This is a genomic window from Thalassobacterium maritimum (genome assembly GCF_031127805.1).
Lineage (GTDB): Bacteria > Verrucomicrobiota > Verrucomicrobiia > Opitutales > Coraliomargaritaceae > Thalassobacterium > Thalassobacterium maritimum.
Genome location: NZ_JARXHW010000073.1, coordinates 1 through 13,108, shown reverse-complemented (window position 1 = coordinate 13,108; position 13,108 = coordinate 1). Strand labels below are relative to the sequence as shown.

General features: G+C 53.2%; 10 protein-coding genes and 1 CRISPR repeat array. Of the genes, 9 read left to right on the top strand and 1 reads right to left on the bottom strand.

Going from position 1 to position 13,108, the window contains the following annotated elements:
• Nucleotides 1-650: 650 nt before the first annotated feature.
• Nucleotides 651-1,469 (bottom strand): BrxR family helix-turn-helix transcriptional regulator, encoded by an 819-nt coding sequence (locus QEH52_RS18260; RefSeq protein ID WP_308952394.1) that lies wholly within the window; start codon nt 1,467-1,469, stop codon nt 651-653.
• 295 nt (nt 1,470-1,764) lie between these two features.
• Here QEH52_RS18260 and cas3 point away from each other — a divergent pair, with 295 nt between their 5' ends.
• The 9 genes from cas3 to QEH52_RS18215 all read left to right on the top strand — a co-directional run bounded on the left by cas3 (nt 1,765) and on the right by QEH52_RS18215 (nt 10,756).
• Nucleotides 1,765-4,413 carry a CRISPR-associated helicase Cas3' gene (gene cas3 / locus QEH52_RS18255; RefSeq protein ID WP_308952393.1) on the top strand — a complete coding sequence of 883 codons (2,649 nt, stop codon included), beginning with the start codon at nt 1,765-1,767 and terminating at the stop codon, nt 4,411-4,413.
• 13 nt (nt 4,414-4,426) lie between these two features.
• Nucleotides 4,427-5,923, top strand: coding sequence for a type I-E CRISPR-associated protein Cse1/CasA (casA, locus tag QEH52_RS18250; RefSeq protein ID WP_308952392.1), 1,497 nt, complete (start codon nt 4,427-4,429; stop codon nt 5,921-5,923).
• 3 nt (nt 5,924-5,926) lie between these two features.
• Nucleotides 5,927-6,424: a type I-E CRISPR-associated protein Cse2/CasB gene (gene casB, locus QEH52_RS18245; protein WP_308952391.1), complete on the top strand. Its 498-nt coding sequence runs from the start codon at nt 5,927-5,929 to the stop codon at nt 6,422-6,424.
• Nucleotides 6,421-7,059 carry a type I-E CRISPR-associated protein Cas6/Cse3/CasE gene (cas6e, locus tag QEH52_RS18240; RefSeq protein ID WP_308952390.1) on the top strand — a complete coding sequence of 213 codons (639 nt, stop codon included), beginning with the start codon at nt 6,421-6,423 and terminating at the stop codon, nt 7,057-7,059. The genes casB and cas6e overlap by 4 nt, the downstream gene beginning before the upstream one ends.
• Nucleotides 7,060-7,109: 50 nt before the next feature.
• Entirely contained in the window at nt 7,110-8,132 is a 1,023-nt protein-coding gene (cas7e, locus tag QEH52_RS18235) for a type I-E CRISPR-associated protein Cas7/Cse4/CasC (RefSeq protein WP_308952389.1), read from the top strand.
• Between the two features lie 5 nt (nt 8,133-8,137).
• Nucleotides 8,138-8,866 (top strand): type I-E CRISPR-associated protein Cas5/CasD, encoded by a 729-nt coding sequence (gene cas5e, locus QEH52_RS18230; protein ID WP_308952388.1) that lies wholly within the window; start codon nt 8,138-8,140, stop codon nt 8,864-8,866.
• 128 nt (nt 8,867-8,994) lie between these two features.
• Nucleotides 8,995-9,885, top strand: a complete 891-nt coding sequence (gene cas1e / locus QEH52_RS18225) for a type I-E CRISPR-associated endonuclease Cas1e (protein WP_308952387.1) — start codon at nt 8,995-8,997, stop codon at nt 9,883-9,885.
• Nucleotides 9,882-10,184, top strand: a complete 303-nt coding sequence (gene cas2e, locus QEH52_RS18220) for a type I-E CRISPR-associated endoribonuclease Cas2e (RefSeq protein ID WP_308952386.1) — start codon at nt 9,882-9,884, stop codon at nt 10,182-10,184. The genes cas1e and cas2e overlap by 4 nt, the downstream gene beginning before the upstream one ends.
• Nucleotides 10,185-10,186: 2 nt before the next feature.
• Nucleotides 10,187-10,756, top strand: coding sequence for a 3'-5' exonuclease (locus QEH52_RS18215; RefSeq protein WP_308952385.1), 570 nt, complete (start codon nt 10,187-10,189; stop codon nt 10,754-10,756).
• Nucleotides 10,757-10,821: 65 nt separating this feature from the next.
• A CRISPR array of direct repeats spans nt 10,822-13,107; the repeat unit is 29 nt; unit sequence GCATTCCCCACTCGCGTGGGGATGAACCG.
• Between the last annotated feature and the right edge of the window lies 1 nt (nt 13,108).

Here is a 13,108-nt window from a genome sequence, read left to right as displayed (position 1 = left end):
CATTAGCGGTTTTCGGCTAAGCCGAACCTACGTCAAGCTGGCACTTGCTGAATTTTGAACCGATTGAACAGCTAGAATGGAAACGTTACAGGCTACAAAATTCAATCCACCATAACTGGATAAAATCAGAAACTGAGCTGAAGCCCCTATGCTCTGCATTTCCAGCATAGCTGGGGACCGCTTATAGGAACTCATATACGCTTATCCATTCATACGCAGGCTCAACGTCGGCGGATACAGAATCAGTATAAGCGTATATAAGTGAACATTAGCGGTTTTCGGCTAAGCCGAATCTACGTCAAGCTGGCACTTGCTGAATTTTGAACCGATTGAACAGCTAGAATGGAAACGTTACAGGCTACAAAAATTTCATTCCATCAATAACTGGCGAAAATCAGAAACTGAGCTGAAGCCCCGATGCTCTGCATTTCCAGCGTAGCTGGGGACCGCTTATAGGAACTCATATACGCTTATCCATTCATACGCAGGCTCAACATCGGCGGATATAAAGATCACCAATGATGAGTCATTGCACCTATTAATGGCGCATGTCGTGATTGTCATCAGTAACTGACAGTGGCTGGCCTCTATTTCCTGACTTCTGAATTTAGGTTCATCCAAGGCGATTGAGTGCTCGCGCTCCTCGAAAATCAATCCACCCACTCCAATTGCTGCAGCTCATTCAACATCGGAGGCTGCAAGGGCTCTTGCACAAATCCTAAACGTCGCAAGGCATAGATCCGCATCGCGCGCCGCACATTCAAGCGCAGCTCTCCGGCCTCCATACCATAGTCCATTTCCAAAGCCGTACGTTGATTCGCGCTCAAGCCCCTGCTCGGACGGAAAGTTAAAGTCACTGTCGCCAGCCAATCCTCATCAACCAAATCGCTAAACGGACAAGGCTTAGCCCGCCCCACGCGCTGAAAACGACCAACCACAAAGTCTCCAAAGCCCCCTCTGCGGTGACAATACGCCCGCACATGCCAGCGTAGCCCATCAAAACCAAAACACCGCGGACTCATCCAGCGCTTTTCAGAACTGCCCGATCTGACCGACCAGTAAGTCACCTCCACGCAATCTCCATTGCAGGCGGCCAAGGACAACTTACGATGCAACGACCGATCCGCCACACGCTGCGGACGACTACCTCCCAACACAAACTCGCCGTATTCCAGCTCATCACGCATGGCAGAACCGACCGCTTCCATGTCCTCGCTAAAGTTCGGCTCGCGCAGCACTGTCTGCATTTTAGCCGCCGCCACATAGCACTTGCGCCGCACATCATACTGACACGCCCCCGCATTTAAAGTCGTGTAAGAAACCAGGTCCTTCGTCGCCTGCGGCAGCGAGATGCCAAAGTGATCACACAGATCCCGACGATTGATGCTACCACGCCAAAACAGCAAGCGCTCAATAAACAATAAGCGCTGCTGCTCACTCCATCCCGAAATCGTTCGATCCATACTCATAATTAATAGGACCAGTAAACAAGCGAGCACCAAAAAATCAAGCCCCAACACACCAGTTAACTTTTTATGATCAACTTACTTTTTAGTATTGATTTTAAATTCAATCCAGCACACAAAACATTCCTATCAAACGAACGTTCGTAAATTATCTATAAAACGCTCGCCTAAAAAATAGCGTTACTTACATAATCTCATCGCAACCCATGCCTTTTTACGCCCATACGGAAAGCACCCCAACCGGAGAACCCGCTCCTCAAAATGAATGGGAGCCCTTGTTTTCGGAGGTCTGTCTAGGATGAAACCTTTCTCACTCAAGCATTGCTGGGCGAAGACCGACCCCGAAACTGGCTTGCCTAGCCTATCAGTCACCGATCACTGTATCCTCGTTGGCTCGGTCGCTCAGGCACTTTGGGCAAGGCTTCCTAAACGCGTTCAAGAAACTTTGCCCGAAGGCAGCGTCACATTAGTAGCTGCGCATGACATCGGTAAACTCACACCTGGATTTCAGCTCAAAGCCCCGCTTTGGCCATGGCACGAAGCGTTGCAGCAAACGCTGATAGCAGACGGGCTAACGACAAACCATGCAATTGTAAGCCAATGGCATCTGCAATGTATCGAATCTTATGCTCGCAATAAAAAGCAGCAATATTGGTTCATTAGTACCGGCGGCCACCATGGTCGCTACCCGTGCGGCAGCAAACCGCTTAAGCGCCCGCCTTATGAAGGCGGGAATCAGAGTTTCATTTCACTGCGTGACGAGTTACTGCAGATTTTAGTCGAACGCTTTGGCGCTCTACCTTCTGAATTAGCTAAAAATGAAGCAGAACGCATCCACCTGCTAACCGGATTCACTATTTTCTCCGATTGGATCGGTTCCAATTCAGACTGGTTTCCACCTAAAATATCAACCGATCACGCTTCACTCGCGCCGACTGTCAACCAACAGCTCGACGTGCTAAAATGGAACCCAAGCGTTCGCTCGAATCGAAGCTTCGGCCAGCAGTTTAACCCGATCTCCCCAAACGATTTCGCCCCTCGCCCGATTCAGCAAACACTCCTCCAAGCTGCGGACACTCCTGGACTCTACATCGTGGAAGCCCCGATGGGCATGGGAAAAACCGAAGCAGCCCTCACAACCGCTTATCAGCGCTGGACTCAAGGCGACGAACGCGGACTCTACTTCGCACTGCCGACACAGCTCACTTCCAACAAGATCCACGATCGCATCACTGATTTCTTGCGCAATACCCTCGGTGAAGACAGCACCCAAGCCCTGATTCATGGCAACGCATGGCTCGGCGATAAGAAATGCCAGCGACTCGCTCCCACTTTTGAAGAATCGGAAAAGGAAGCGCCTGAAAATGAAGCTAACGATCAGAACGAGGCTCTTCGTTGGTATAACTCGACTCGCAAGCAACTCATTGCGCCCTTTGGAACGGGCACCATCGATCAGGCTCTACTGGCTGTGCTCCCTGCGCGATTCGCGGCTCTGCGTTATTTTGCACTCGCAGGTAAAGTCGTCGTCATCGACGAAGTGCATTCCTTCGACCCCTACATGTCGGCTTTAATCGACCGCTTGATCCGCTATTTGCTCAAAGCAGGCTCAACTGTCATTATTCTCTCGGCGACTCTCACTGCTCAACGACGTGCCGAACTCGTGCAAGCCGCTGACGCCATCGAGAACGATGCACCACAAGCCTACCCCTTAATTACCAAAGTGGCGACTGGAGCCAGCCATGCCAGCCACATTCCCGTGCCTGGCGAATTGCCCCAACAAACCATTCACCTGCATCACTCCGCGCTCGATGACTCGAATCAAGACGCCTTCTGGGATCAAATTGCTGCTAAAGTTGAAGCAGGCGCCAACGTGGTCGTCATTCGTAATACAGTTGCGCTGGCGCAGGAAACCTATCGCCAATTAAAAGCACGGCTCTCCGAGCGAATCCCTCCTGAACACGTCGGCTTGTTGCACTCCCGCTTCCCTCAAAACGAACGCGACCGCAACGAAGAAAAATGGACGTCGATGCTTGGCAAAGGCAACAAAGACGGCCATTCACGCCCTACAGGCTCCTTATTGGTCTCAACTCAAATCGTCGAGCAATCCGTCGACATTGATGCAGATTGCCTCGTCACCGATCTCGCGCCCACTGAATTGATCTTGCAACGCATTGGCCGTCTTCATCGCCATGTGCGCACGCGCCCTGCAGGTTGCGAACAAGCAATCTGCCACATTTTACATCCAAGCTCCGACTGGCAAGGCCACGCCAAAGCTGTCGAAGACGCGCTCAAACCACACCATTATGTCTATCCTGCCCTCAGTATCTGGCGAGCAGCTGTCACCCTAAGCGCCCAAGAAACGATTCAACTGCCCGACGACATCCGCCCCTTACTTGAGGAGGCGGCAGCCCGTAATCCAGCCCAAGGGCATGGCGAAGCCCTCGCAAGATTCGTCATCGATCACACCTATCAGCGTGACAAGATGCTTGGCACAGCAAAACTGCGTGACGTCTTTAATGCATCTGCCATCGAAGATAAAGAAGGCACCGAGACCCGCTACGGCATTAAACCAACCGCGCTACTGGTCATACTCCCGAGCACTCCAATTGAACAAGGCGGCCGTGTGACTTGGCAACTACCAGACGGCACCACTGAGAGCCACTACACAGGTGAATTCAACTTTGCCGTCGCCAAAGCACTGCAAAGCCATGCGACCCGCATCCCCGCCTATTTAGTCAAACCGCAACTCACCGCCGCTCCCGACTGGCTGAAACAACACCTCGACTCTGGCGTGCTCGCCATCCAAGCCAGCGACAGCAGCGAGCTGCAGTGCTACGCAAGCGACGACAAGCCCTACACCCTCTACTACCGCAGCGATATCGGCGTCACCTACGAAAAATCTGAATCAACTCCCTATTCCGAGCAACCTGAAGACTTCTGGTTCTAATCTCACTCATATCATGCAAAACTTCAATCTCATCGACTCCCCATGGATTCCAGTGCGCTGGCGACACGACGCCAGCGCCGAGACATCCCCCTTGGTCTCACTAAAAACCGCCTTTGCCCGTAGTTCTGAAATAGCTGACCTAGACTGCGCCCCCCACGAACGCATAGCCCTCACCCGCCTACTGGTCTGCATCACCCACGCCGCGCTCGGTGCCCCCGAAGATGAAGACGAATGGGACGAGTTCGGAACCAACTTTTCCGAGGACATAATCGCCTACCTTAAGCGAGACGACATCTACCCACACTTTAATCTACTGGGCGACGGCCCGCGTTTTTTGCAGTCTAAAAAAACGACAGCCAAAAGCAGTGAAGGCTATCCACTCTGTAAAATATTTTTCCAACTCGCATCAGGAAACAGCCCGAAACTCATGGATCATTGGGGCGAAGATGCCCGCCCATGGGAACCCGCAGCTGCCGCGCTCGGTTTACTTACCTTACAAAACTTTTTCGTCGGAGGCAGTATGGCATCCAAAGTCAAAGGTAATGGCCCTAGCCTAAAATCATTGCAGATGTTATTACTTGGGGACTCACTCAAAGAAACGCTACTACGCAACTGCATCGACCTCGAAACACTCAAACAAACAGGTGCAGAAATCGGCACTCCCGTTTGGGAATCGCCCGCCGATAATAATTTGCTCGCACGGCTAGCACCTACAGCCTGCGCGTTGTGGCTCTCCGACGACTATGCCACCACTTTGATCGATCAAGGACATCAATACCCTGAGTTTGAAGCCTATCGCGATCCTTTCGCCACTACGTTGACGATTAAAGATAATCGCCGACTGCTACGCGCGAACCTAGAGCAAGGCATTTGGCGTGATCTACACTTAGTGACTAATTTAAAACATACCGATGAGGCGTCGGGGCCACTCAACCTACAGGCCTTCAATAATAGACACACACTCAAACAACATACGAATTTATGGGTAGGTGAACTGGTGAAAGCTAAGGATGCTAAAATAATTGATTGCACCGAATCCACCTTCACCGTGCCTCAACAATTGTTCAGTGAAGATGGGCGTAAGATCTACGCAAACGGGGTCGATCATGCCGATGCCATTTCTAAGAAGCTCTATGGTGCAATCAAAACCTATTGGGGCGCACTCAAACATGAGAACCCTCCTGTGCCATCTGCTCAAAAACACTACTGGCATCAACTCGACCTCAAACATCGCACTCTAATTCAAATGGCCGGAGACACTGAAAGCCGTCGCGGGCTACCGGCCATTGGTGAAGCCGGCGCTGTCGACGCGTGGACAAAGCTAGTGCAATCTACCGCGCTCGATGCCTTCAACTCTGTCTGCCCTCGCAGCACACCACGCCAAATTCAAGCGTATGCCAACGGCATCAAACCTCTAATGAAGGCACTGTATCCCAAACCTCCGAAAGCCCCCAAGCAGCCCAAGAAATCTTCATCTATCCCAAACATTCAATCCGAAATGAAACTCTAAACCATGGAAACCGACACACAGAACACATTCCTAGCGCGACTGCAAAAAATGGTCGCCGACCGAGGCAGTCGAGCAGCCCTTCGCCGCTATTGGAGCCCAGCGACGCGCCACCAAGCTTATCCATTACTCGGCCAACTCGGAGCACTGAAAGACGACCGAAAAACAATCCTAGCCGCGCTTAACGCCGAACACCCCGAGCATCAGGCAGGACAAAGCGTGGGTAAATCCGCACTGCGCCTAGGCGAGCGAAAAGACGGCAACCACCCCTATGACAGCCATTTTCGTCGTCTGCTCGCCTGTGATGATCTCGATGATCTCGCGAAGCAACTCCATCGTTTAGTCAAACGATTACAACGCGAAGGCATCGCTCTTGATTACGAGGAACTTCACAAAAATCTGAACTACTGGGCCAACTACAGTGAGAACGTGAAAGTCAATTGGGCGGCCGGTTTCTGGCAAGCACCCATGGCTCCACTCCAAACGGAGGCCGCTGAAGTATGATTCTCACACAAGCACAGATCCCCTACGACGTTGCCGCGCGTGAATGGAAGCATGGTGGCTTTCGCGACAGCTACGCCTGGCACAAGCGCATATGGGAAGCCTTTCCCGGCCAACCCGAAGCCGAGCGCAGCTTCCTGACTCGGGTCGATGACACCGGTCACGGTTTTCGGCTATTGATCCAATCTCCAGAACCGCCCACGCGCCCAGACTGGTGCCCAAGCAACAACTGGCACTCTAAGACCATCCCAGACAGTTTTTTCCAACACAGGCAGTACCGGTTTTCACTGCTTGCCAACCCAACCAAAAAATTGGTGGTACGCGATGCGAATGGCGTCAAAAAGAAGAACGGTAAACGCATCGCGCTCGGCAAACGCGAAGACCTAATTGCATGGATCGAGCGCAAGGGCGCCCAGCATGGCTTTAGCATTGATATGACGTCACTCAAAACGGTGCCGCGCCCACGTCAGCAATTTCTAAAACAAGGCAAGAGCGGCACACACACCGCCACCGAATTTACAGGCCTCCTACAAGTCACAAATCCAACGGCGTTTTTGAATGCCGCCCAATCTGGTATCGGTTCCGCCAAGGCCTTCGGCTTCGGTATGCTCTGCCTCGTTCCGATTACAAACGACTAAATTTCACAACAAATCTAATCACAAAATTCTATTAACAATATTAAAACACCATGAAACTCATCGAACTCCACATCCTCCAGTCCTTCCCCGTCTCTTGCCTCAATCGTGACGACGTCGGCTCTCCTAAATCAGCCGTCTTCGGCGGCGTGCAACGTGCCCGCATTTCCAGCCAATGCTTGAAACGCGCCAGTCGTGTGCTCGCGCACGAAAACCATGCTGGTTTTGAGGGCATTCGCTCACGCCATCTATTGCTTCCCTTCACCGAAGCCTTGAGTGCTGCGGGGCTCGATGCGGACGCAGCCGCCAAACAAGCCGAAGCCCTCTGTGTGCTCTTTAGTAAAAAAGACAGCAAGCATCCCGAACAAGTGACGACTGCCGTCTACCTGTCGCCAGGCGAGATTCAACAAATCGCGACAGCAATCGCAGGTGGCGAAGATGCCAAAAAAGCTATCAAAAATGCTACCCGCACGGATGCCGCTGACATTGCTCTCTTTGGTCGTATGATCGCGAACGATCCGAATCTAAATGTCGAAGGTGCCTCGATGTTTTCGCACGCGCTCTCCACGCATAAGACCAACAACGAAGTCGACTTTTTCTCTGCAGTCGATGACCGCAAAGGGGACGCGGAAGATGCCGGCGCGGGCATGATCGGCAGCCTCGAATTCAATTCCGCCACCTACTACCGCTATGTGGCCATCAACCTCGACTTGCTTGCCGCGCCCACACACCTCGGAGGCCTAAGCGAGGACGAGCGTAAAGACATCCTACGCGCTTTCATTAAATCTGCGCTGACAGCGGTGCCCAATGCTCGTAAAAACTCGATGAATGCGGGCACGTTGCCACACGAAGTGCTCGGCATTCGCAAAGAAAAGGGCCAGCCACTACAGCTCATCAATGCCTTCGAAAAGCCAGTCAGCAGCCGCGGTCAAGGCTTCGCAGCCGCCTCGCTCGACGAAATGAAAGCACACCTCGCATCCATCGAGAAAGTTTGGGGGGCACAGGGCGAGCAACATTTCCTCACCGAAACCGATGGTGGCTTAGACGCCTTCATCGATCAATTGCTCAAGGACTAAGCATTATGCCAGCCTTAGCATTTTACATCGACGCCCCGCTACAATCGTGGGGGGCGTCCTCCAAATTCCAATACCGCGAGACCAATGCTTTTCCAACCAAAAGCGCATTGGTTGGCTTAATCGCCGCCGCGCTTGGCATTGACAAACATGCAAGCGACGAAGCCGAGCATCTGCAAGCGCTCAGCGACTTGAAGTTGACCGTCGTGCGGATAGAACAGACTCAGCGCACTCCGTCGCGCCTGACTGACTTCCATACGGTCGGAGGCGGATATGATAAAAAAGCACCACTCTGGGAAAAAATGAGTATCCCGAAAAAGGCTTCGGGCGCAGCGTTCGGCACAGTCATCACCCGTCGCTCCTACCTATGTGACACGTCTTTCGTCGCCATTTGGGAAGGCGACGCCGCTACGCTCACCCGCGTTCAGGCGGCGCTGCTCGATCCTGTTTGGGGTGTCTGGTTTGGTCGCAAAACTTGCCTGCCGGCGAGCCCGCTTACGCCCACTGTGGGAGAGGACCGTCAACAAGCCTTCGATGCCCTACTCGAAATACTCCCGGAGCAAACACCGACTTCACTCGAAGCATTCGAGTATCAAGAAGAACTACAAAGCGACTCGGAGCAGGATGGTAGTTTCTATCAAAGCGACCAAGCCATTGCCTTCGGCCAACATCACGGAGCCGTTCCCGCCGCCTATCGCGCGCGTAACATCCGCCAACATCGCCCAAGCAAAGATTAAAAAATAGAGCGTTGTGGCGTGTCCGCTTGCGGACGCCTCTTTCTGAGTCAGTCATTTCTCAAAGCCCAAGAAGAAGCGCTCGCAAGCGAGCACGCCACATCCCAATAAAACCTCTTACAAACTACCCCATGCCTCTGTTTCAACGCCCACCCCTCGATACGCTCACGCCAGCTAAAGACCGCTGGACCCCCATCTATCTCGAGCATGGACGTATCGAGGTGGACGACGCGGCGATCAAATGGATCGATTCCAAAGGGAAACTCTGCCCCATTCCCGTGGCGACGGTCTCTGCAATTATCTTAGGCCCTGGCACGACGATTACACATGCCGCAGTGAAAGCAGCCGCACAATGTAACTGCCCGCTACTTTGGCTGGGCGAGGACGGCCTGCGCTTTTACGCCTACGGCATCACACCGAACCATGACAATTCCATGGCACGCATCCATGCCGAAGCTTGGGCGGCTCCACGCAAACGTAACGAAGTCGCTCGACGTATGTTTCGCTACCGCTTCCCCGATGTGCCTACCAGCGGCGTATCCATCGAGCAACTACGCGGCATGGAAGGGCGACGTGTCAAAAAGATCTATGAAGAACTAGGCAAGCAATATGGAGTGACTTGGAAAGGACGCAATTATTCGCCCTCCAATTGGAATATGGCAGACAACATCAACCGCGCACTCTCCGCTGCCACGGCCTCGCACTACGCACTGATCGCCGCAGTCTGCTGCTCAATGGGCTTCATTCCACAACTAGGCTTTGTCCACAAAGCCGGCACACTCCCCTTCATCTACGACGCTGCCGATTTGTATAAACACGAAACCTCTTGGCCTGCCGCATTTGAAGCAATATCCATCAACCCTAAAGACGATGGTAAACTGGTGCGCAAGATTCTCAAACGTAATGTCGAACAAAGCCGCATGCTACAACGCGCGCCCAATGAATTAAAAGCTCTGTTTAAAGATCTCAGTAGCCTGCAAGAGCCAAAACCACATCCACTCCAACCCAAAGCGGAAGCATGACTGTGATCATCGCCAATGACGTACCAGCCTTTATACGCGGCCACTTAAAACGCTGGTTTATCGAACCGCGCCCAAACGTATTTGTGGGAACCCTCAACGTGCGCACCCATGACAAAGTGATGCAGTTCATCGTCAAACACGCGCCCCCCGAATTCGGATTCCTGAGCATTACTTCCTGGCCCAACTGCCAAGGCTACAAAATGGAACGCTTCGGACCACAAGGTGCCAGTGGACAACAAGAAATGGAGCTTTCTGGAATATCTCTAATCGAAGCACTAAGCAGCCAGACGAAAAAGTAAGTATGCATTTGATCATCGATACAGAAACCACTGGTCTGACGCCACTCAGTTTTGTCACTGAGCGCAACTACAAGCAGTGGCCACGTATGATACAGATAGCCTGGGGACTCGTTGGCAAAGACTCCATTGAAATCGACCACCGTGCACTCATCCGCCCAGACGGCTTTAAGATTCCCTACAGCGCAATGCGTATCCACGGAATCACGCAACAACAGGCCGAAGAAGAAGGAGAAGATCTCCAGCTACAACTTAAAACGCTAAATAATGTAATGAAAGATGCCGACAGCATTGTCGCACATAATTTGAATTTCGACCTCGGGATTATACAAAGCGAAGCCATGCGTATCGACTTCCCTCTAACATTCCCAGAAAAGCGCTACTGCACGGCATACATGGGGCAAACATACCTACGTAAAGAAAAGAAACAACGACTCGCTAACTTTCCAAGATTAGGAGAGTTGCACAAGGAATTACTAGGCTTCGACTACGAACCAAAACACGATGCACTTGCTGACGTCATCGCTTGTGCAGGGGTCTTTGAGCACCTACGTCGACTCGGTTACGCAAAATAACATCTACCCTTGCACTTTAACTGATTTTCGCATTTCAAGTTCTGTAAGTTGCTCGTAATACGAGAGCATTCCCCACTCGCGTGGGGATGAACCGACGGTACGAGCACAGCCGTTCACAAGGTCGTCGCATTCCCCACTCGCGTGGGGATGAACCGGGAGAAAAGAGGAGGAGAGGAGAAGAGAAGAAGCATTCCCCACTCGCGTGGGGATGAACCGGGCACGGATCATCCGTGCCACTGCCCACTGATGCATTCCCCACTCGCGTGGGGATGAACCGCCGATATTGCTAATATTGAATCTGAAATTGAAGCATTCCCCACTCGCGTGGGGATGAACCGCGTGGATTCGTCGCCTGAGTTCGCGATAGTCCGCATTCCCCACTCGCGTGGGGATGAACCGAAGAGAGAAGGAAGAAAAAAGAGAGGAAAGAAGCATTCCCCACTCGCGTGGGGATGAACCGAAGAGAGAAGAAAGAAAGAGAAAGGGAGAGGAGCATTCCCCACTCGCGTGGGGATGAACCGGCGATGGGTTTGCTCATGGGCGCGAGCAATACGCATTCCCCACTCGCGTGGGGATGAACCGAAAGCCAGCCGCCGCCGAACAAGCACAAAGCGGCATTCCCCACTCGCGTGGGGATGAACCGATGGCCGAATATTAAAGCAACAGTGTTTGCGGGCATTCCCCACTCGCGTGGGGATGAACCGCAATTAGCTGTAAGTTTGCGGGAATTAACCGAGCATTCCCCACTCGCGTGGGGATGAACCGAGTTCGTGGTGCCTTCTGAGGCGACGTTCGACGCATTCCCCACTCGCGTGGGGATGAACCGTTGGAATATCGTCAATCTCGTGTCTCTGCGAAGCATTCCCCACTCGCGTGGGGATGAACCGCCTAGTAGGCATGAGAATAGGAGCCTGATTGAGCATTCCCCACTCGCGTGGGGATGAACCGCCAATGAATGCAAACCAGCGGCGGGGGCTCACGCATTCCCCACTCGCGTGGGGATGAACCGCGAGTCTGTCCATGTTCCATCTGTCAAAATCCGCATTCCCCACTCGCGTGGGGATGAACCGGAGAAAAATGCATGGGCAAGATTAAAGCAAGTGCATTCCCCACTCGCGTGGGGATGAACCGAGTATAGTTGTACTCAGCACCTTTGCTATTCTGCATTCCCCACTCGCGTGGGGATGAACCGGTGCCGCATTACCACTCTGTCAGCGACTGAGCGCATTCCCCACTCGCGTGGGGATGAACCGCGCTTGGTTCCGTACATTTACTTTATGGGCTAGCATTCCCCACTCGCGTGGGGATGAACCGGAATGAGGTAATTAAATTTAAAATTAAGAAGTGCATTCCCCACTCGCGTGGGGATGAACCGCTTCGATCGCCAGACTCCATCGTATTGCTCAAGCATTCCCCACTCGCGTGGGGATGAACCGGTATTGCTTTTGGTGATACAGATGACCACAAGGCATTCCCCACTCGCGTGGGGATGAACCGTGGCCAGCACCAACGAGAGCTTTACGTCGACGGCATTCCCCACTCGCGTGGGGATGAACCGTTTATCGATTTTTGGTAAATCTTGCCCCTGTGGCATTCCCCACTCGCGTGGGGATGAACCGTCGCGTGCAGAGCACTCAATTGAAACGAATAGGCATTCCCCACTCGCGTGGGGATGAACCGGTGGTTCAGCGTGTCTAGCAGGTCAGCGCCGTGCATTCCCCACTCGCGTGGGGATGAACCGACTGCGCGTAAGCCCTACGATGCTCTTGTCATGCATTCCCCACTCGCGTGGGGATGAACCGTCGCGCCCCTTCGTTTGGGGCGGCGTGGTTGAGCATTCCCCACTCGCGTGGGGATGAACCGATTGGGGCGGCGCGCTCAAATCGACAGCGCGCGCATTCCCCACTCGCGTGGGGATGAACCGATATCAACCTCCCCGTTCAATCCCGCCTGCGGGCATTCCCCACTCGCGTGGGGATGAACCGCTGGTCGGTGATGTCGACGCGGCCTACGCGCTGCATTCCCCACTCGCGTGGGGATGAACCGACCGAGACATCGAGCTTTCAAATCTCATGCCTGCATTCCCCACTCGCGTGGGGATGAACCGTTGTGATTCACAGACACGTCGCGCACTTCCTCGCATTCCCCACTCGCGTGGGGATGAACCGGATTTATTGCTGCGGCCGTGGACCTTGTAGACGCATTCCCCACTCGCGTGGGGATGAACCGTCTCACCGCTCATCCATTCATCCAGCTGCGCAGCATTCCCCACTCGCGTGGGGATGAACCGCGGGCGGCTTCTGAGTGCATCTCCCTAGTGTTGCATTCCCCACTCGCGTGGGGATGAACCGT

Excerpts from the sequence above, each read along its gene's own strand:
- QEH52_RS18260 (WP_308952394.1), bottom strand. The coding sequence starts at position 1,469 with ATGAGTATGGATCGAACGATTTCGGGATGGAGTGAGCAGCAGCGCTTA.
- cas3 (WP_308952393.1), top strand. The coding sequence starts at position 1,765 with ATGAAACCTTTCTCACTCAAGCATTGCTGGGCGAAGACCGACCCCGAA.
- casA (WP_308952392.1), top strand. The coding sequence starts at position 4,427 with ATGCAAAACTTCAATCTCATCGACTCCCCATGGATTCCAGTGCGCTGG.
- casB (WP_308952391.1), top strand. The coding sequence starts at position 5,927 with ATGGAAACCGACACACAGAACACATTCCTAGCGCGACTGCAAAAAATG.
- cas6e (WP_308952390.1), top strand. The coding sequence starts at position 6,421 with ATGATTCTCACACAAGCACAGATCCCCTACGACGTTGCCGCGCGTGAA.
- cas7e (WP_308952389.1), top strand. The coding sequence starts at position 7,110 with ATGAAACTCATCGAACTCCACATCCTCCAGTCCTTCCCCGTCTCTTGC.
- cas5e (WP_308952388.1), top strand. The coding sequence starts at position 8,138 with ATGCCAGCCTTAGCATTTTACATCGACGCCCCGCTACAATCGTGGGGG.
- cas1e (WP_308952387.1), top strand. The coding sequence starts at position 8,995 with ATGCCTCTGTTTCAACGCCCACCCCTCGATACGCTCACGCCAGCTAAA.
- cas2e (WP_308952386.1), top strand. The coding sequence starts at position 9,882 with ATGACTGTGATCATCGCCAATGACGTACCAGCCTTTATACGCGGCCAC.
- QEH52_RS18215 (WP_308952385.1), top strand. The coding sequence starts at position 10,187 with ATGCATTTGATCATCGATACAGAAACCACTGGTCTGACGCCACTCAGT.